22 protein-coding genes are annotated in these 19,572 nt (G+C 57.2%); 9 read left to right on the top strand and 13 right to left on the bottom strand.

All coding sequences use genetic code 11. From position 1 onward, the window contains the following. Positions 1-171 precede the first annotated feature (171 nt). The 5 genes from V2I08_RS14510 (at position 172) to V2I08_RS14490 (ending at position 4,086) form a co-directional block, all read left to right on the top strand. A complete protein-coding gene (locus V2I08_RS14510) occupies positions 172-657 on the top strand; it encodes a transcriptional regulator (protein WP_349635761.1) in 486 nt (161 codons plus the stop codon). A 17-nt stretch (positions 658-674) separates the two neighbouring features. Beyond that, positions 675-1,298, top strand: a complete 624-nt coding sequence (locus V2I08_RS14505) for a GntR family transcriptional regulator (protein WP_349635760.1) — start codon at positions 675-677, stop codon at positions 1,296-1,298. A 170-nt stretch (positions 1,299-1,468) separates the two neighbouring features. Continuing rightward, positions 1,469-1,603, top strand: a complete 135-nt coding sequence (locus tag V2I08_RS14500; RefSeq protein WP_161600418.1) for a benenodin family lasso peptide — start codon at positions 1,469-1,471, stop codon at positions 1,601-1,603. Positions 1,604-1,663: 60 nt separating this feature from the next. After that, entirely contained in the window at positions 1,664-2,338 is a 675-nt protein-coding gene (locus V2I08_RS14495) for a lasso peptide biosynthesis B2 protein (RefSeq protein ID WP_349635759.1), read from the top strand. Continuing rightward, on the top strand, positions 2,338-4,086 hold the full coding sequence (locus tag V2I08_RS14490) for an asparagine synthase-related protein (RefSeq protein WP_349635758.1): 1,749 nt from the start codon (positions 2,338-2,340) through the stop codon (positions 4,084-4,086). Before V2I08_RS14495 ends, V2I08_RS14490 begins: the two co-directional genes overlap by 1 nt. Before the next feature lie 48 nt (positions 4,087-4,134). Here V2I08_RS14490 and V2I08_RS14485 read toward each other — a convergent pair whose 3' ends face one another. The 12 genes from V2I08_RS14485 to V2I08_RS20610 all read right to left on the bottom strand — a co-directional run bounded on the left by V2I08_RS14485 (position 4,135) and on the right by V2I08_RS20610 (position 14,951). Then, on the bottom strand, positions 4,135-6,243 hold the full coding sequence (locus V2I08_RS14485; protein ID WP_349635757.1) for an Atxe2 family lasso peptide isopeptidase: 2,109 nt from the start codon (positions 6,241-6,243) through the stop codon (positions 4,135-4,137). Position 6,244: 1 nt separating this feature from the next. Next, positions 6,245-8,788 carry a TonB-dependent receptor domain-containing protein gene (locus V2I08_RS14480; protein ID WP_349635756.1) on the bottom strand — a complete coding sequence of 848 codons (2,544 nt, stop codon included), beginning with the start codon at positions 8,786-8,788 and terminating at the stop codon, positions 6,245-6,247. A gap of 108 nt (positions 8,789-8,896) precedes the next feature. Continuing rightward, the gene (locus tag V2I08_RS14475; protein WP_349635755.1) at positions 8,897-9,976 is read right to left on the bottom strand and encodes a FecR domain-containing protein; all 1,080 of its coding nucleotides are present in this window, start codon (positions 9,974-9,976) and stop codon (positions 8,897-8,899) included. Continuing rightward, positions 9,973-10,539: an RNA polymerase sigma factor gene (locus V2I08_RS14470; RefSeq protein WP_349635754.1), complete on the bottom strand. Its 567-nt coding sequence runs from the start codon at positions 10,537-10,539 to the stop codon at positions 9,973-9,975. The genes V2I08_RS14475 and V2I08_RS14470 overlap by 4 nt, the downstream gene beginning before the upstream one ends. Positions 10,540-10,778: 239 nt before the next feature. After that, positions 10,779-11,708 (bottom strand): nucleotidyltransferase domain-containing protein, encoded by a 930-nt coding sequence (locus V2I08_RS14465; RefSeq protein WP_349635753.1) that lies wholly within the window; start codon positions 11,706-11,708, stop codon positions 10,779-10,781. Positions 11,709-11,735: 27 nt separating this feature from the next. After that, entirely contained in the window at positions 11,736-12,125 is a 390-nt protein-coding gene (locus V2I08_RS14460) for a type II toxin-antitoxin system VapC family toxin (RefSeq protein WP_349635752.1), read from the bottom strand. Next, on the bottom strand, positions 12,118-12,861 hold the full coding sequence (locus V2I08_RS14455) for an AbrB/MazE/SpoVT family DNA-binding domain-containing protein (protein WP_349635751.1): 744 nt from the start codon (positions 12,859-12,861) through the stop codon (positions 12,118-12,120). Before V2I08_RS14455 ends, V2I08_RS14460 begins: the two co-directional genes overlap by 8 nt. 69 nt (positions 12,862-12,930) lie before the next feature. Continuing rightward, entirely contained in the window at positions 12,931-13,599 is a 669-nt protein-coding gene (locus V2I08_RS14450) for a DNA repair protein RadC (RefSeq protein WP_349635750.1), read from the bottom strand. Continuing rightward, positions 13,503-13,943 (bottom strand): hypothetical protein, encoded by a 441-nt coding sequence (locus V2I08_RS14445; protein ID WP_349635749.1) that lies wholly within the window; start codon positions 13,941-13,943, stop codon positions 13,503-13,505. Before V2I08_RS14445 ends, V2I08_RS14450 begins: the two co-directional genes overlap by 97 nt. Positions 13,944-13,996: 53 nt before the next feature. After that, positions 13,997-14,341, bottom strand: a complete 345-nt coding sequence (locus tag V2I08_RS14440) for a hypothetical protein (protein WP_086486290.1) — start codon at positions 14,339-14,341, stop codon at positions 13,997-13,999. 59 nt (positions 14,342-14,400) lie between these two features. After that, positions 14,401-14,772: a hypothetical protein gene (locus tag V2I08_RS14435; protein ID WP_349635748.1), complete on the bottom strand. Its 372-nt coding sequence runs from the start codon at positions 14,770-14,772 to the stop codon at positions 14,401-14,403. Then, positions 14,700-14,951: a helix-turn-helix transcriptional regulator gene (locus tag V2I08_RS20610; RefSeq protein WP_405053654.1), complete on the bottom strand. Its 252-nt coding sequence runs from the start codon at positions 14,949-14,951 to the stop codon at positions 14,700-14,702. Before V2I08_RS20610 ends, V2I08_RS14435 begins: the two co-directional genes overlap by 73 nt. A gap of 358 nt (positions 14,952-15,309) precedes the next feature. Here V2I08_RS20610 and V2I08_RS14430 point away from each other — a divergent pair, with 358 nt between their 5' ends. Both V2I08_RS14430 and V2I08_RS14425 read left to right on the top strand, forming a co-directional pair. Then, on the top strand, positions 15,310-15,798 hold the full coding sequence (locus V2I08_RS14430) for a sigma factor-like helix-turn-helix DNA-binding protein (protein WP_349635747.1): 489 nt from the start codon (positions 15,310-15,312) through the stop codon (positions 15,796-15,798). After that, positions 15,795-16,703: a toprim domain-containing protein gene (locus tag V2I08_RS14425; RefSeq protein ID WP_349635746.1), complete on the top strand. Its 909-nt coding sequence runs from the start codon at positions 15,795-15,797 to the stop codon at positions 16,701-16,703. Before V2I08_RS14430 ends, V2I08_RS14425 begins: the two co-directional genes overlap by 4 nt. A 56-nt stretch (positions 16,704-16,759) precedes the next feature. Here the strand turns inward: V2I08_RS14425 and V2I08_RS14420 are convergent, their stop codons facing one another. Then, positions 16,760-17,035 (bottom strand): HU family DNA-binding protein, encoded by a 276-nt coding sequence (locus tag V2I08_RS14420; protein ID WP_349635745.1) that lies wholly within the window; start codon positions 17,033-17,035, stop codon positions 16,760-16,762. A 149-nt stretch (positions 17,036-17,184) separates the two neighbouring features. On the opposite strand from V2I08_RS14420, the gene V2I08_RS14415 reads away from it, so the two are divergent. After that, a complete protein-coding gene (locus V2I08_RS14415) occupies positions 17,185-19,224 on the top strand; it encodes a ParB/RepB/Spo0J family partition protein (protein WP_349635744.1) in 2,040 nt (679 codons plus the stop codon). 109 nt (positions 19,225-19,333) lie between these two features. Beyond that, positions 19,334-19,516, top strand: coding sequence for a hypothetical protein (locus tag V2I08_RS14410; protein WP_349635743.1), 183 nt, complete (start codon positions 19,334-19,336; stop codon positions 19,514-19,516). Positions 19,517-19,572: the final 56 nt, after the last annotated feature.

The following is a 19,572-nucleotide window of genomic DNA, read 5'->3' as shown; positions in this document are numbered from 1 at the left end:
GCGGCCCTCCTGCATATGCGGGACGCTGAAGATGTTCTCATATTGAGAAGCTATCACCTCATGCTCGACAAGATTAAGCGTTCAGCGAGATAGGTCATCAAACACTATCGCAGATGACAGTATTACTGATGTGCGATGTAAAATTACTCTCGATCACGATACCAATATCCGTTGACCAACGGATTAATTTACAACAAAAACCGTTACAGCGATGTGGTTGGAGTTTTGAGCCGCTGCCGGGGAGACCTGCAGATGACGCTTCAAAGTCCGAAAATGACGGGTAGTGAGGCCCTGTCGTTGATCAAGGAGCTTTCCGGAAAGCTCATCGAACGCCGCCGCCGCCGGGACCGTATCACGCAACGGCACATGGCGCGCGGTATCGGGCGCAGTGAACGCTGGGTCCGCGAAATCGAAGCAGGCGTCGAAACCTCGATGATTGAGGATCATATCCGCTGTGCGCACGCGCTGCGCATGACGACACTGCATTTGTTCATTCCTTTACTGGCCGTGGAGCATGACATGCCGATACCCAGAGAACTTTTGATGCAGGACGATCTTTGGGACCTTGAGCGTGAGATGCTTGAGGTCGTAGTACGGCATCAGTCTGCTATCCTTACGCGGATCACCCAGCGATCCTTGCTGGGAGGGAGCCGCTAGGCTCTGGCGGGGCAGACATGTCTCCCGAACCAGTCGCGGCGGATCGTGCCTATCTCCTTTTTAAGACCGATATTCTGTCGGGACGGTTCTCGCCTGGAAGGGCGATTATCGAACGCGTTGTCGCGATCGAATATGGTGTATCCATATCGCCGATCAGAGACGCAGCGCAGCGTCTTGTGGGTGAACATCTTCTCGAAATCGGCACCGGTGGTGGATTTAGGGTTCCGATCGCAACGCCTGCCGCGGTCCGGGATCTCTACAGCTGGCACGACCATCTCGTGCGTCACCTTATCAAGGTGCAGATGCCGACCGAGCTTTTAACACCGAAGCCATGGATTCTGCGGGATATTGTTGGAGGGGAGAAAATCGCGCGAGCCGCCACAGGACTGTTCAGGGCGCTGGCTGATCAAGCCGTTAATCGTGAACATGCCCGCTCCCTCCACGCCGCCAACGATCGTCTTCAAGCCATACGACTCCGGGAGCATCTTGTTATGGACAATCTTGATATGGAGCTGCAGCAGATTACGGCGGCGATCAATTGTGGTTCAGGTCTGAACCGTTTTTCGGTTCTACGCGCCTATCACCGCCGGCGGATGCGTCGCGCTGAAAAGATATCCGATTCACTTAGGTCGCTAGGATGAACAATAAAATCAGCAAGCTATAATCACGAATCGACATAAAAATAGCAGAAATGCGCGCAAGTACGCAATAGCTACATGCCCGATACCTTATAAGTTCGGTCATTCTCCATTCTTCATCGTAAAATCAATCTGGCTGCAATGGTGCAGCTGATTTCAGAATGGAGGCTATTATGAATCGCGAAGAACATGTTGGATCCGAGCTGATCGACCTCGGCTCCGTCGCGGAAGAAACCAAGGGACCCGGTTTCGACAACAGCGACGGGATCGGCGGTCAGCAGCTTGTCCCTGGACTCTCGGACGACTGAAATCCGGGCACGCGGGCCATACCGGCCCGCGTGCTTTTCGCTGTTCGGAGGAAATAGGTCATGTATTTCGGTCTTCGGCCTGGATTGAGCTTTTGCATATCGGTGGATCGCGTGATCCTGCTGGACCTTGCGATCGGTCGCTATTTTTCATTGCCGCCACATTTCCATGAAAGCTTTTCGCGTTGGGCATCTGGTGCGCAGCCTGCTGATGACGATCTCGATCATTTCCAGAAGCTGATAAATGAAGGCATTTTCGTTACGCTGCCTCAGCGACCTGACCCCGAACTGACGATTTCCGCAAAAGTCACCCCACCAACCACGCAAATCGATGTTGGTCACGCGCACCCGCCGCTTACATCCGTCATCGCGGCAATATGGTCTCGTTTGTTGTGGTTGAGGCGAGCCAAGCGTTGGTCCTTTGCCCGGATGATCGAACAACTTGGCGCATTGGCCGATCATGTGGATAAAGGGTCTTCGGAGTTACACAATGCGAAGCTGGCGCAAATCGCCCGCTCATTCGAATATGCCGATCTGATCGTTGGTAGCCATGACCGTTGCCTGTCGCGATCGCTGGCACTCGCGGTCACTTGCCGCAGGCAGGGGTTGCCGACAATGTTGGTGATCGGCGTTCAGGCGGATCCCTTCGCAGCCCATTGCTGGGTACAGAAAGGAAGCACGATACTCAACGAAAAACCGGACCGTGCGAGAATGTTCTTGCCGATAATGGTGGCGTGATGAAGCACCGCTACCTCCTGCTCATCCTTGCCGAAGATGAAGGGTGCCAAGAGCATATCCAGCACATCGCGACTCTAACGCAGCTACCTCTCGTCTGGCGGCATGGCCGAATTATTCTGTTCTCGGATCAATTACCCGATGTTCTACTCTTACCCCAAGGGAATGGCGTGATCATAGGCAAGCTGTTTCGCCGTCACGGATATCCTGAGCAGGTTTGCGAGCTAAAATCTGATGATGCCGCTCGATTTGCGCCTGATCCGGTCCAATGTCTGATCGAACACTATTGGGGCAGCTATGTTGCGGCAATTTCAAATTCTAACCGTGTAACAATACTACGCGACCCATCCGGCGGAATGCCTTGTTACTATCTATCATCCAGCGGGATCGCTGCGCTCACGTCGGACATCTCTCTCTTGATCGATACCGGGTTGCTCACGCCTTCAGTCAACTGGAATGGAGTGGGAAGGACGCTCTATTGGCACCAGTTGCCACCAGAAGAAACAGCCATTTCCGGTGTATCGCAGCTTCTGAGTGGATGTTCGCTGATCATAGAGGGACGCGAGATAAACAGGACAGAAAGTTGGAGGCCTTGGAACTATGTCGCTTATGACGGAGATGACGATCGGAAGAAACGTAGCGAAGGGCTGAGGCGCGTTGTCCAGGCCAGCATAAGCGCGTGGGGGTCCTGTTTTCCGCGCTCGCTGGTTGGTCTATCGGGAGGACTGGACTCATCCATTGTAACTGCATGCCTTGCCAGAAGTAGCGCCAAGGTTACGTGTTTGACCTTGGCTACTGACGATCCAGTTGGCGACGAGAGGTCGTACGCCCGGTATGTCAGTCAGGCTATTGATGCCGAACTTATCGAAGACTTCTATTCAGAAGACGATATCGATCTGGATAAATCAGTTGCTGCAGGCTTTCCCATCCCTTCAGGGAAAGCACACGAACAGACCTATAACAAGAGAGTAAGAGCCGCAGCCGCGACTTCTCAAGCAGCCGCATTTTTCGTGGGTGCTGGAGGAGACAATGTTTTCTATCTCACGCATTCGGTTCGACCTTTGATTGATCGGCTAAGGACTGAGGGATGGTCGTTGGATTTGGTCTCCACCGCACGCGATATTTGCCGTATCACCGGTGCGAATATTTGGGAGGTGGTAGCGGAAGCTGTTAGAATTTCCCCAAAGACGACAGGGCTTCAGTGGAACGGTGCGGAAGACTATCTTAGTCGGGAATTTGTGGAGAGCGAGCGCGGCCTTCTGCCAGAACATCCCTGGCTGAATTCCCACGACACGGTACCGTTGGGGAAAAAGGGTCATGTAGCGATGATCTTGCGTGCTCTGCATCACATTGAGCATCGTGATAAGGCCTTGGCGGTACCGATGATCAGTCCGCTATTATCCCAACCGGTGATCGAATTCTGCCTGGGCGTTCCCTCGTGGTGGGCGTGCGAGGGAGGCATCGACCGCGCTGTTGCTCGGCGCGCGTTTGCTGACGTCTTGCCTGCTCCTGTCTCTGGTCGATCCGGAAAGGGCAGCCCGGATGGCTTTGTCGCGAGATTTATCGCTCGTCACCGTGCCGCAATAAGCGAACGCCTTCTGGAAGGAAATCTCGCCCGCCACGGGTTGCTTGATCGGGCAGCCGTTGAACGCGTAATGGCGCCGAATGCAAAGTTTGAGTTGCTTGATTGCCCTCGAGTGATGGCGTTGCTGGATACCGAAGCATGGACCAATTCCTGGTCTGCGCGATAGGGTGATGGCGGACTTGACCCTCAGAAACGCTTATTTCGTTCCAGAACTTCAATGTCGAATGTATTTTTTGCGCATCTCCTCCCAGCGGATCCCGTCACTGTGACCTTGGGTGTCCGTAGGTCTTTGACCGTTCAGCCAAAAATCGAACCAGGCAAGATTGCGGCGATATACCGCAAGACGGTGGGTTGGTTGCCATTTGATGTGATCCTCATCGGGAAAGATATAGAGTTCACTTGGAATATTTGCTTGCGTCAGAGCCGTATGGCTTGCGACCATAGCTAAATATTCGTTGTCTGCGGCTTGAAACAGCATCGGGAACTGCACGCGTCCCGGTTGTGCCATCACCGATATTTGAGACCAGAAGCTAGAATCTATGTCCGCCAGGCGAGGCCATCCTCCATCGTGATAGCTTTGCGCTACTATTGGTCCCAAGAATGCATCCTGCACTGGTTCCCAGCCGCACCCTGACACCGAACCAGCGGAGAAAAGCGTGCTGTGGATGGCAGCGTACTGCACTGTAGTGCATCCATCGCTCAAGCCAGTGATCCCGATCCGTTTCGGATCTACGATCCCCCGTTCGATCAAAGATCGCGTGGCGACCTCTATCGCCGAGAGAATGTTTCGGCGACCCGCAAAATCGCGGTTGAAGGCTGCAGTTAATGCTGAGGCGGACTTCTGCTTGCCGACGATATCCTCATATGTCAGATTGTCGACGACAAGAACAAAATACCCTCGGTTGGCAAATGTCTGGATAGGAACCTCGTCTCCGATTCCGCCGCGCAGGAATCCCTTGGTGCGGTATTGAACGATGATGAGCGGATGGCGGCGTCCCGGGTTGAAGCCGACCGGATAGACAAGGTCACCATAAAAGGGGACACCAAAGCTGTTGCGCCAATTCATACGCTCTACAGTGCCAAGAGTGAGTGACGCAAATTCGGGATTCGGGTCAAATATCTTTTGATCTTTGTTGCGACCTAGCCCCAGTTTAACAAAATGCCTTGGCGCGAGTGATCCTTCGCGCAAGCAAAATAGGTCATTGCCCAATGGCTCGCATTCAATCAGATCATCGCCTGTCAGATATAGACGCCGCACCGTGGGACTGCCAGGACGCCACTCGTAAATCGCCGTCAGACTGCCCGCCCAGCCTTCCTTTCTGGTGAAGCGAAGTCGTTTGCCGTCGCCCGACCACCAAAAGGAGACGGATCTGTCCGTTTGGCACAGATCTGCCGGGCAGATCTGCCGGCGGCCTGCATCCCTTTCAACGATCACCCGATAACTTGGTGGATATACTGACTTATCGGCGGGTTCCGCATAGGCATCCCATCCCAACAATCCCACAGAGTAACCGATCTGGTCGGGGCCGAGGTAAGCGGGAGCCTTAAAGTCGGTGATCTCATCAGAAGAAGCAGGGCGCTCCAGGCCACTGTCTATGTCCATCGTGATATAATGGCGTCCCGCGTCAGGTGTCTGTGGCCTGGCACCGCGGACAGGGAACGCTCGCTCGTCGTAGCGCCATCCCGACAGACCCTCTCGGTCGATTGCGGCATTCCTTGTGATCAGATCGGGACGTGCCACATAGATTATAGCGCGCCCATCAGACGATATCCGGAAATCATCGACATCTACCAGAGCGCGGGTCACCTGCCTTGCGTCGTTTGACGAGACACTGGCCCGCCAAACTTGTGTCCTGCCTCCTGCACGCTTGAGATAGGCAATCCATCGCCCATCAGGTGCCCAGCGCGGTGTGACTGGTGCAGGCGAACCAATAGGGAATGCCGCCCAGCCGTATCGCGGCGGTTCATCCCGGATCAGTTCGGTGCTGGTATCCAACATTTTTGGCCGAGCTACGGGCGAAAGTGGGAGAACCACCAGACCAATGCAGTAGCGGTTCTCTCCCGGATCGGCACGATGTAGTTGGAAAGCAACGAAGCGACTGTCGGGTGAAATTGTAAACAATGGACGTTTGCGATCGGGACGGGGGGCTGGCCCGATGTCTCTCAGTCTCGCCAGTGCTTCAGGGGTTACCGGGCCGGGACCTCTGCTGATGCCATCCGTCGGTAGGAGCGTTTTGCAATCATCGGCCGCCAGGGCGGGCTGGCTAGTGATCCATAAAGCCGATGCCGCCAGCAAATGCGAAGCCCTAAGATAATAGCGCATATCACCACTTCTTCGTCAGAGTGAAATTGACGACCCGGCCGTAAAGCGAGTGGTTTGTAGAATCGGCCTGTACCTCGGCGGCGTAGGTGGCCCGAATTTGTGGCGGCTTGGCATTGAAGATGTTTTGAATTCCCACCTGCCATTCGACGCCGGCAAACAGACCGCCCTCAGTGCTGCTGCGGATCATGGCCACCGTATCCAGCGTGGTGAAGGAACCGACTTTTACGGTCGGAGAAAGGCGATTGTCCCTGGTTTCCCCAACATATGTAGCGGTGGCTGACAGAATAACATTGTTCCGCTGCCAGCTTGCAAAAAGTCGACCACGCCAGTGCGGCAGGGTGAAGATTATCCCAGCCTGCTCCACCAATGGCAGACCCGGGGCGATCTCCCGGATGCTGTCAAGATAGCTCGCCGATCCTTTCACCGACAATTGCCCGTAGGGTCCAAGATCTCGACGGTAGCTTGCCGAGAAATCGAGGCCCTCCAGCTTTTGCACCGAGATATTCTGCAGGTAATTGCGGAGTATTGCTGAAACCGTGGTCGGGTCGAAAACACTGTTCGTCAGGTTCGTAAACACGCCCGTTATTCCGTCAATCGCGGAAAGGACGTCCGAAGCACCAGGGTTGGACTGAATGAAGCCGCTATAGACAGGCTGGAATGCCCTTCCTGATGAAGCGACGGGGGCAGCTATGCGATTGCGATAGCGAATATTGAAATATCCTAGCTCAGCCTTGAACCCATCCATAAAGGCCGGCGTAATCGCCACTGAGGTCGTCCAGGTCGTTGCGCGTTCGGGTGCGAGGTCCGGATTGCCTCCAAAAAGGTAGAGGACCGGGAGATTTGTCGGAGGGGCCGGATTATATCGTGTGCTTGGAACGAGCTGTGCGTTGGTCAGCTGACCGGTCTGATACAGATTGGGAGCCTTGAACGACTTGCCCCAACTCCCTTTGAGTTCGACGCTTTCGAATGGCGAATAGAGCAGGCCCAGCTTCGGTGTGGTTACGCGATCGATATTATGATGATCTTCATACCGCAGGGCGCCGATCAAATTCAATTTGCGGATGAGGCTGATGCCATTGGCAGGCGACACCAAGGGCAGGAATAACTCGCCATAAGCAAAAGCCACGTCTCTGGTTTCGCGGAGGGCTTCAGTCGTTGTCTCAACGCCGCCCACAACGGCACGTGAATCAATGGTGAGGGTGTTCGACCGAAACCCAGCTCCGACCGCCAACCTCGCCTGGCCGCCAGGCAACGAAAATAAAGGCCCCTCAGCGCCGACTTCGGTGGCCTTCAGTTCATTGCTATAGTCTGGCAGCGCTCGGTAGGTCTCCCTGCCCGCAGAAAAAACGCCGGTGACGACCTTCGTATCACTTCTGCTGTAAGTTCCTGACAGGCGGGTATTCCAGTCTGCCGCCAGTTCGACTTTCAGCGTTGGGGATAGCGACCAGCTCTGAGCGGTCGATTCAACCACGCTGCCTTGCGCGTAACAACTCGAGGCAACAACTGCAATCAGACATCGCAACGTGGAGCGATGCATGTAATGACCGTCGAGCTCGACACCGATCGCATCATTGATTGCTTGATGACCGGCTGTCACAAGGCTGATCTGGTCCTGCGCGGGTATGAGCGTTGCATCGGGGGCGACGTTGGCGGTGTAGGATCGCTGACGCGCGGTGATCTGGCTAGAATCCTGATAGTCTGCCGCCACCATGAACCCGCCGGTGCGCCACGATGAGCCAGCGACGATATTATATTGTTGCGTCAGCGCGCCGCTATCAGTTGCCGCTGCCAGCCTGGCAGACGTGACAACGCCGTCGATATCTCGTCGCAGGGTTATGTTGGCAACGCCAGCAACGGCATCGGAACCATATAATGCGGATGCACCGTCGGCTACGACGTCGATCCGTTCCATCGCGGCCAGCGGGATCGATGAAATATCGATTCCCTGACTAATGGCATCGAAGGCGACGCGATGGCCGTTAAACAAAGTCAGCGAGGCATCCGGTCCGAGGCCCCGCAAATTCAATGCGGATGACCCGGAAACATTTGTGAAGCCGCCTTGCCCGGCTGCAGATAAAGTTGGATTTTGACCGCCAGCGAAATTCTGCGGTAAATCGCGGATGATCTGACCAAGATCGGTCTGTCCGGCTGCCAAGGCTTCCTGACGATTGATGGTAGCGACCAATGAAGTAGATGGACCGCCGCGAATGCGCGTACCGGTCACTATGATGGCGGTTTTGCGATCCTCGCCTTTTTCACTTTCTGTTGCAGAAAGTCGCTCCCGGACAAGTATAGCTCCGTCACGATCGACAGCTTCGAGGCCCGTTCCTTTGATCAGAGCTTCGATTGCGTCGATCGTCGTATAGTGGCCGCGCAAAGGAGGGGCCTGTAGTCCTTTTATCAATCGTGGCTGGAAGATGATCTCATGATTGGTCGAGCGGCCTACCATGGCCAAGGAATTCGCCAGATCCTGCCGCTCCAGCTGAAATTCCTGTCCATGATTCAACGCAGCAATGGTCGGTATCGGGGCAATCGCGGCTGCCATCGCTATCGCTGAACAGAACGTTCTCATTCGACTATTCGTCATCATCGCCCCCATCATGCCGGCTCGTTTTCCGGCTCCATGGGAGCTACGACGACGTTGACGAGCCGATTATGATGGTGACCGGCAATTTTTCCCGGAATTGGTGGGACAATCGCGCGCAAGCGAAATCGAGGCCGGACTGGTGATCACCGCCAACGCGAGCAGATCGGCCAGATTACCGGCAAGGCGGTGCGTATCGGTTATGCGAAATTTACCGGACACCCGAATATCGCTCACCTCTGGCGTGGCGGCAAGCAGGGGAGTTTTCGCATAGCGATTGGCTTCTTCAAACAGGTCGGCTAGCCTTATATCGGTATAATCTCGTAAGCCGTCCGGCCATCGAGCATCCTCCATCGCCGCTTTTTCGAATTGTGGGGAACTCCTGGGTGTCGCCGACAATAGCAGCTGCTGCCCCGGCGAAAGCCTGATTGTCGATTGGGACTGGTCCTTGACGTCCACGGCACCGCGCATGAGGTGTACTCTTACGAGGTTCCGGGCACTGATCGCGACATCGAAAATCGTGCCGCGTGCGACAACTGTTCTTCGACCGGCATGGACAGTGAATGGCCGGTTTTCGTGCGCGACCGTGAATCGCCCGCGTCCGCGCACAAGTTGGAGGTCCCGTCGGGATGCATCATAGCGCACGAACACAAGACTATCCGTATCAAGGGCGACCAGAGATCCATCGTTGAGCCGAAATGAACGGATCTCACCTGAGGATGTAGCCAGTCGCAATGGTACACGCGTGGATGCTAGCGATGCATCTAAAGGGGGTTGGGCTACCCCGGCAAGATTGGTCAAGCCTACACCCAATACCCAGTGCGCGCAGAGTGAAAGTAAGGCAACGGCGCTTGCAATCAGCAGGGGCTTTCGTATCTCGCTCGATCGCGTCGCGGGCAGGCGCGCCGGAACGGCTTCCGAGATGTTATCTCCGCCGCCTGCATCGTCCTGTTTCAGATGTTTGCCTACGCTATAGGTTTCGGCGACACGGCTATAGGCGGCGCGATGTAGCGCGCCGCAGGCCAGCCAGGCCTCGAATTCCTTGCGCCTGATATCCGCTTCTTCAGTATTACGCATGATGGCGAACCAGTCGGCGGCTTCTTCTCGTAGCTTGCCATGACGACGTGGTAGCTGCGTATCGTCCATCATTCCTGTTCCAAAGCTGCATCGATATGGGCAAGCGCGCGCGCGACATGATATTGCACGGTTGGGATGGAAATGCCCAGCCGACCGGCAATCTGCTTGTATGTCAGTTCGTCGACCCGGTGGAGCAGAAAAACATTTCGTGTCCTTTCGGGCAATTCGCCGAGTGCACGCCGATAAGCATGCATCATGTCCTCGACCTCAATGCGAACTGCCTGATCAGGCGCCACCGCCGGGTCATGTTGTTCGCCAAGCGGCACGTGGAATGCAGCAAGGCGCGTCTCCAGACGCTTGCGCCGATCGAGCAGCAGATTACGCGCGATCCGCTGCAAATAGGCCGCTGGCCTTGGCAGGCTGGTCTTGGCCAAGCATCCGAGCAAACGGGCAAAGGATTCCTGAACCAGGTCGCCCGCGTCATCACCCGCATGCATGCGAGCCTGGAAATAGCGGCGGAGCCGCGGTGCCTCGACCTCATAAATCTGCCGTACATCGACAAATTCCAGACTGATTTTTTCGCGCGTGCCATTCTCCGTCAGCGCACGCGGATGATCGATATTTTTCGGCGGCATGAAGACACGGTTCCTCACATACGGCAGTGCCGACCCGCGCGCGGAGCGAGGGCGAAGCTGTGTGAGGTGAACCTTCCGCTCCAGGATTTGGAGGTAGGCCGTCCGACCCGTATGTCGAACGTCGAAATACCTGACAGGATAATCCTGCGGGTGGCTGCCAGCATTCCAACCCGTACGGCCAATGTTATCGAGGGAGGAAGGGCGGATCAAGCCTTTGCAGGGCGAAATTGCTCCATCGGCTAACTCTCCAGCCGGTCAGCAGCTGCTTTCAATTCGGCGATATGATTGGTGCAGATTTCATGCACGCATTCCCCGAGCGTCTGGATGTGCGCCTGCAACCAGGTAAGTTCCTCGAGCGAAATCTTGAAGTGCTTGGAATATTGCGCCTTGCGATAGGCTTCCTTGAGCTTCTGAAACAAGGAACGTTCGGCCTTTGTACCGCGCGGCCAGACATCGAAAAGCTTCCTGTCGAGGCCTTCGGCCAAGGATCGTAGAAAGATGATATTATGGTCGTATGGCGTATAGAAAGTCAGGGTCAGCAGAACACATTGGTACAACCGTTCCGTGGCCTGCTGGAGATCATAGGCTGCGTCGCGAAGATAGCCTTGCGAGATCTCAAATTCTGCGACGTTGAAGCGCCTCATGCCAGCAGGAAACATTTCTTCGAAATATTCTTTTGCTGCGAGATAAGCCTGCTCCGGCGTCTTGGGCTTTGCCGACGCCAGCAATCGATCGTCTGATTGATACAGGATTGCGCCGTCCTTGACGATCTCGGAGAACAGGACGCGTCCATGGGCCAGCGCGTCGTTTACCTCCTGGAGCGAGTGCACGATGAAATTGACGGGCGTCCGAATGCTCCTTTCGACAAGATAGGCATCGACGAGGCGCTGCTCGGTCTCGGCCCAATAAGCGGCCCGATCGGCAAGTTCCTTCTGATTGACGATCACTAATATGTCGTAATCGGATTTGAATTGGTTCGCATCCAGTGGTGCATCGACCCAGTCGCCTCGCGCATAGGAGCCAAAAAGGATGACCTTGAGGATGCGAGCAGACTTTTTCCTGCCCTTGGCATCCTGTGTCGCTTCACGGAAGCCCTGGAAAAGCATTTCGACGACATGGTCGAGTTCGCGCTGCTTGTTGGCAGGGAGATGATTGATATCCGTCTTCATCGATCCTGTCTCATATTAGCTCTTCAATCACCGCGCCAGCTCGACCTGGACGGGAATGTCCAGCGTGGTCCATGCCTGATTGGTTGTCACCGCCACACCATCATGGAGTTGGGCCAAAGCCAAGCATGAGCGATCTCCAAGCGACAAGCCAGCGCTACGGGTAGCAGCGTGGAAAGCTCCGCCAATATTCGCCTGTTCCCGATCGACAGCGATGATATCGACATCGAGTTCCGCCAGCATGGAGCTTGCCTCGTTCGGCTTGACGCCGCGATCAATCAGTTTCGCCAGCACTTCATGATAATTCACGGCTGAAACCAGGGCGCGAGAAAGTCGAGCTTCCACGTGATCAGCACCCGGCTCCTGGAATAACAACGAGAGAAGCGCAGACGCATCCAGCACATAGAGCCTATCAGTCACTCGACGCCTCGGCCCGCCGTTCGGCGATCAGTTCCTCGGATACCAATCCTTCACTCGGGGCGAAGGCGCGCAGCCGATCCTGAATCCGACGGAGGGCAGATCGGGCTGGCCGTATCCGGATCTCTTCGTCGTTCATCTCGATCAGCACGGTATCGCCATTTTGCAGTCCGAGCGAACGCCTCATATCCGCTGGGAGCGCAACGCGCCCGCCCGCGATGATCTTTCCTCGAACGATGTCCATGACAGATCCTCCAGTATCGGTACTGTTGTCAGGATAGTACCGCATTCCGGCATCGCGTATCAAGGCCGCTGCCGACAGTTGCAAAGATTTTTGATCGCCAGACAGTCCTGGCAGCAAGAACAAGGCGTCAATCGCCTCGTCGAGCAGGAGGCGAATTTCAGGTGCCATGGCCAGATTTTTTCGCCGATAGTCGCGCGGGTCCCGTTCACGAGTGAGGATGCCCATTTCCACGAGTTTGCCGGTACGCCGATGTGCATTGACGGCGGGCTCTTCATCCGCGATCGACAGCCCGGTTTGATAGAGGGTCTTCCCTTCGAGTTCCGCAAGATAGATCACTAGCAGCGATGGCCAATAGGCCCGGGAGAGTAGGGCGCGGCCCATAAGTTTCTCCAGTTTCCCATCCAGAGCGATGAGCAATCGACAGGCAGTCGCGCGTGCATGATCGACCGCAGTGGTGCGGGCGTCTTGATTCTGCTCATGGGCAACAGAAGTCATCGCATCGACCTCCTTTCCACGGATGCTTTCGCTCCGCGGCAATACCGGGATAGTCGTGAGGCCGGAAACCTAGAGGTATCCGGCCCCTCGGAAGCTGATCGTTCCGTTGCGGGCAACGATCAGATGATCGTGAAGCACGATATTGAAACAGCGCGCTGCGTGGGCGATCTTCGCTGTGAGATTGCGATCGGCGCTCGATGGCTTGGGGCAACCTGAGGGATGATTGTGCACAAGCAGGAGCGCCGTTGCCTCCAGATCAAGGCAGCGCTTCAGTATTTCGCGGGGCCAGGCCTGAACGGCCGACACGGTCCCGACACCCATCACCTCGTCCGCGATCAGCTCGTTGCCCGCATTGAGGAACAAAACCCGAAACCGCTCGATCGGGTCATAGGCCATTTGCGACCTCAAATAATCGAGCACAAACTGATCGCTGGATAATATCGGCCGCTGCATGAGCGGGGCCCTCAATATCTGTGTCATCGCACGCCTGAAGCTGAGGAATGTTTGTTCGACCTCGATCGAACCGTCCAGCAATTCGATCCTGGCCGCCGAACGTGCTGAGACAGTCTCGCCAAGAGAGCCGAAGCGGGCAAAGAGGCGTTCGGAAAGTTCCTGAGCACGATCAGGACAGGTAAGGCCGATCAGTTCTTCCAGGGCGCGTCGGCACCCAAACGTGTCAATCGTGCCTGATGCCGCCAGGTGGCGATGATCAGGCCCAGTTGGGCGAACCAACTCCATACCGCCAGCGCCTGCATGTAGGCACGGGGAACCACGCTGGGCGCAATCATCAGTGCAACATGAATGATGACTTCGGCGCCCAGCATCCCGGCGATCCAGATCGGCCAAAAACGGGTGCTCCGAATTGAAAGCCATAGGAAAATGCCCAATATCAGCAAATCGATGATCAGGATGCCGGCTTCGACGCCCTGAAACCGGATCCCGAAAGGAGACGCGACAAACACAGTCAGGCTTGCGCCGCCTAGCAGGGTGGCCGCACCGATACGCTCGGGTTGGCCACCCTTAATGAAGGCACAGGCGCTGCTCAGAAGCAGAAGAGCCAGAAACAGGACTTGTCGCGTCATGACGTAGAGGAACGACAAAAGTCCCGATCCGTCAATTTCTCTCGACGAAAGCATCACACCGCTCGGAGATGCTGTCCCTGGGCGGACGACCCTGCCCTTGCCACCTTCAGAAGGTCGCCATAGCTGGTCTCCGGCAATCCCATCGCGTCACTGGCATGTTTGAGATTGGCGTGGGTGGTGACGATCTTCTCGCGCGTTTCTGCAACAAGCAGCATGGCTGAGGCGGAGCTTTGGATGGCGTCCTGGCCGATCATGGCCGAGAGGCGGGCATCCAGCCGCGCGAGCGGCAGCGCCGCGTTGAGTTCGGCGATACGGGCGGCTGCGATGTCGATGGCCTCTTCGGCAGCGAACAAACGCTCAGCAACATGTTTGGCGACGGATTGGCGTTGAGCACGCATGGTTTCTCCTTCCCGTCCATCAGGGCGGGTCATGGTAATGGATTTGTGGATGTGCCGCTCTATTTTGCCACAAGGTCGTTAAGGACCAACAGCAGGGATATTCCGGCCCCTACGGCAAAGAGCATCATGGGCGTGAGGATCGCGAACACGATCAGGGTGGAAGGTCCGTTCAGGTCATTGCGTTGCCTCCCGGCTGCGCGGAACGGCACGATGTCGAGCAAGGAGGAGGGCTGTTTGCGAACGCCATATCGGCGTTGTCCTTCTGCGAACAGATCCTCGAGTTCCTCTTGCGCTGGCTGTGCGTCCGCCTTGGTTTCGGTAGACGCATTTGACCCCCAATGGGCTCTGCCGGGAATAGTCATCGGATAGGGGGGTATAATCTGCCCCCCTTGCCAGCCTCCCAGTCCACGAAAAGCTGGGCTGCTTTCCATCGTGACACGTTCCCAAGTATCTGCCGGGTTTCCAGAATATGGTTGTTCACGGTATGAGGGGACAGGTTCAAGGCCCGCCCGATCTCCTTGGACGATAAGCCTTTGGCGGCTTCTCGCAGGCAATCGCCCTTACGCGCGCTGAGCCGCTCAAGCCGGTCTGAATAGTCTTCCTCGTTCAAGGGCGTGTCCCTTCGCCAGTTCGTGGCGACCGGAATTGGCGTCCTCTCAAATCACTATATTCGATTTTATTTTGCCGTCAGTATCCGGTTGCAGCCATTCTGTTTCAAACAAAAACCTTTCGAAAACATAGTCGTTCCGCATCGGGTTTAACAGATTGTTTTGCAAGCAATCCGAACCGGTCACGCTACGGCAGCGACGCTAGAGGGTCATGGCTGGCGATAGGCTTGGCGCTTCACGAACCCCTCCCATGGTCCCCGGATACAAGACGTTCGGCCGGGCGCTGCTCTGCAGCGATCGAGCCTCGCGAAGGAGAGAGGAGGCAAGGCGAGCGGAAGAACCCAGAGGGATCCGGTTGCCATGCAATATTCTGAAATTCGTGCTCTGCTGCAAGATATTAAAACATATCTTGTGACCGGAGGCTGGCCGCCTTCGCGCCGTCGGCGTCGCGCGCATCTGCTGGAGCGTCTCGATGCCATCACAGCGCAACTGGACGCGGGGCCGCATCCAGCAGTCGCAGTCGCCATGACCAAACTGGAAGGCGCACCGGTGCTGCGCATCGATGCGGACGAGCCCCATATCGAGGAGACGCCTGAAGGCGTGTGGGTCAGGGGATGGATATGGGTGGAGCAGCAAGCCTTGGCGTCCTGCGATTCGATGCGAATGACGAAGCTCCGCAACGCGATTGCGGATTTGCCTCAGCAAACTCGCGCCGTTTTCCTAGCCCATTGCGTCGAGGGTTCTGCCTATCCGGCGATAGCCCGCAGGCTGAGTCTCGAAGTTGCTGAGGTCCAGTGCGAACTGGCATCGGCGCTTTTGATACTCTCGCAGGCCCTCGACGAGACATGAGGGACAATCCGCCAGTGCGGCTGACGCCGATGAAATCTCTTGAACTGGAATTTGAGGGTGCTTCCCTGTGCCGTAAGCTGGGCGGAACATGGCAGAAAGATCGAGGCCTATGCCTGTGTCCGGCCCATGATGACCATAATCCCAGCCTGTCGATCCGCGTCGGCGAGCGCGCATTACTCTTCAAATGTTTTGCAGGCTGCGACAGGAAAGACGTCCTGCGGGCAATCCGGCATTTACGCCCGCCCCATTCGGAGCGACATATTTCGGCTTTGTCGAGCAACCTATCTTTGCCTCAAGCGGGGGCAGGTCCCGCCCTGCGCATATGGGACGCATCGGCAAAGCTCACCGGCACGCCCGCGCAAACCTATCTGTCGAAACGTCGGCTCAAGCCGCCCTGGCATGATTTGCGTTATAATCCACGCACGCCGCTGGGACGAGGCCGCAGCGCGGTGTTCCGGCCCGCAATGATCGCAGCCGTGCGCGAGCGGCGTGGGATCGTCGCCATTCACCGCACCTTCCTCGATCCGACAGTCGCCACCCGGGCAAGCGATCTGGCCGATCCCCGTATGATGCTCGGGCGTCCGGGTCGCGGCGCAGTACAACTTGTACCTCCCGGCCCGGTCCTCGGCCTGGCCGAAGGCATCGAAACCGCGCTGGCGGCGATGCAACTGCATGGGATTCCGGTTTGGGCGGTTCTTGGGGCGGAACGGGCCGGACATATTCTGTTGCCCGACTGGCTCGATCGGCTCGTCCTGCTGTTCGACAGGGATGCGGCCGGTTGGAAGGCGAACCAAAATGCGCGCCTTGCTTATAAACGCCCTGGCCTGGAGATCATCAGCGCATGGCCACCACCGCCAAACAATGATTGGGCGGACGTCCTGGAAGGCCGGCCGCGCGCTGCCTGATCACTATGAAACGAAGGGCTGCCCTGCAATGCCAGGAACAGGGCAGCCGACGCCGTTCAACCGTTCAGCCGGTCCTTGATCGCCTTGGCAGGCGTGAACGTCAGCTTCTTCGAAGCCTTGATCGCGATGGTTTCGCCGGTGGCCGGATTACGGCCCTCGCGCGCCGCTGTGTCCTTCACCTTGAACTTGCCGAAGCCGTTCAGGGAAATCTGGTCGCCTTTGGCCGCCGCGTCGGCGATGACGCCGAATAGGGCGTCGACGAGTTTGCGTGCATCCGCCTTGGTCAGTCCATGATCGGCAGTGAGCGCTTCAGCCAGCTCGGAATTGTTCATAAACTTCCTCCTGAAATTATGCAGCTGCGGTGTCTAGCGCCACGGCATCGTGCCGTCACGCGTCAAAACGGCGCAAACGAAAGGAGAGAGGGGAAGGGACCGGATGCGCGGTTCGATGTGCGGGCCGTAGCTTTTGCGGAGTTTGTTGCATGACCAAGCCATCCATCCTCGTCCCGGCAACCCATCTCACCAAGTCGCCCGTCAATGTGCGCAAGCGGACCGATCCGCGCGCTGACGCGGAACTCGAAGCCAGCATCGCTGGACATGGTCTCATCCAGAATCTCGTCGGGGTGCCGGTGTCCCGCAAAAAGGGCCATTATCGGATCACGGCCGGTGGCCGACGTCTCGATGCAATCCATCGCCTGATCGAGAAGGGGATGCTGCCGCCCGATCATGAGGTGCCTGTCCTTGTTCTCACCAACACGAAAGACGGCCGTGAAATCAGCCTCGCTGAAAACTACGATCGGCTTCAGATGTCGCCTGCCGAAGACTGCCTGGCATTTCGCGATCTGATCGAGGTCGAGGGGCGCAGCACAGCGGAAATCGCCAAGCGCTTCGGCATCGAGGAACGTTTCGTAATCGGGCGCCTGCGTCTTGCTAACCTCGCCCAGCCGATCTTCGAGGCGCTTGAAGCTGATGAAATCACCCTCGATATCGCCAAGGCCTACGCGACCACTGCCGACACCGGTCGCCAGACTGCGGTATGGGAAGCGTTGCGCAACAGCTATTCGCGCGACAACGTCAATGAAATCCGACGGGCGCTCAATGGCTACAGCTACCGGGCGAACGATCCCAAGGCCCTGTTGGTCGGGCGGGATGCCTATATCGTGGCTGGCGGCCGTGTGGAGGACGCGGATCTGTTTTCCACCGCTGCCGACGAGCGCTGGATCGACACCCATATCCTCGATGAACTGGCCGAGGCGAAACTCACAGCTCAGGCTGAGGCGATCCGCGAGCGTGAGGGCCTGGGAGAGGTTCGCGTCGTCGCCGGTGCTCGGATTCCCTATATGGAAACCTATGCGCTGCAACCACTGACGGGCGCTGCCGAGCCGCTCACGGACGAGCAGGAAGCGCGCAAGCAGGAGATTGAGGATGAGATCGCGGACATCGAGCGCCTTACCGAAGATGAGGATTATGAACCCCATGATGACGAGGAGCAGCGCTATGCCGCGCTTCAGGCAGAACTAACGATGATCGTTGCACGCGCGCCAGTGCTTGACGCTGAACAGAAAGCGTCTGCGCTCGCCTATGTCGTGCTCGCCGCCGATGGCACGCCGCAAATCCATCACCAGCTTTATGTCGCGCCGGTTTCCGATGAGGAGAGCGGCGAGAGCGACAATGAGGGCGACGAGGGTGATGATGACGTCGGCGACGAAATGCAGGATAACAGCATCGTCGGCGACGCTCGTCCGGCGATGAGCCAGCGCCTTCGCGAAATGCTGGCGATGATGAAGACAGAGCTCTTGGCCGTCCACGTCGCCAGCGATCCTGCGTTCGCGTTGAATCTGGGCACCTTCATCATGGTCGACCGCGAATCCCGCCTGGGATCCTTTGACATCCCGAGCGATCTGCGGGCCTCCGCGCCGTCCCGACTCCTCGCCGACTTCAAGCCGGCAACGGCTGCCGCCGGTGAATGGACGAAACTCGACGAGGCGCTCGATCGCAGCTGGCTCCAACACCAGACTGTTCCGGATCGCTATGACGCCTTCTGCGCCCTCGCCGATGAAGCGCGCGCGGCCTGGCTGGGATGGGCGATCGCGCGCACGCTTCACGCGGTTCCTGCAGGACGCCGCGAGGCAGGCTTCCTCGATCATCTGGGGCGCAAGATGGGTATCGATGTCGCGGCCTGGTGGCGGCCGACGGCGCTCACCTATTTCGACAAGCTGACCAAGCCCGGCATCCTCGCTTTGTTCGAGGAGATTGGCGGACTGGAACTTCGCATGCGTTATTCCGGGTCGAAGAAGCACGATCTGGCCGCGTCGGCCGAGCGGCTATTTGGTGGCGATGTCATCATCGAGCCCGAGATCCAGCAACGGGCGCTCGCCTGGCTGCCTGATGAAATGCGGTTTGCCGCGCCGGAAAACTGCGCCGCGCCGACCTCGCCCGACCATAGTGAGGGCGACCTTGCGGACGGGGTGAACGAGGAAGGCAACAGCGCGGGCGACGAAAGCTTCGCGCAAGCCGCCTGAATGCAACTCTGGGGCCGGGAATTCATTCCCGGCCCCAGGGCTTGCGCCTTGATTGAGACCAGCCAATGGTAAGAGTTGCGATCAATCTACAGAGTCAGGGATAACTCCCATGCATATTTCCGCATCTGATGCGAAAGGCCAATTAACCGACCCAGTACCGACCGATCCAGCCGGCCGCCGCGCATTGCAGGAAAAGGTGCGCTTGGCCGCCAGAGCCAAAGCGACGACTGGCCCGAATGCGGCGCATAGCCAGGATTTCCTCTATGGCGATGACGGCATGCCTGGAACTTAGCGGACGGCGTGACGTGAAACACAGGCGCGTCGGCTTGTCGCAGGTTTTGGCGTCGA

The organism is Sphingobium sp. MK2 (assembly GCF_040170545.1).
Classification (GTDB): domain Bacteria; phylum Pseudomonadota; class Alphaproteobacteria; order Sphingomonadales; family Sphingomonadaceae; genus Sphingobium.
Note: the sequence above shows the minus strand (reverse complement) of the source record. Positions and strands in the feature narration are given on the sequence as shown.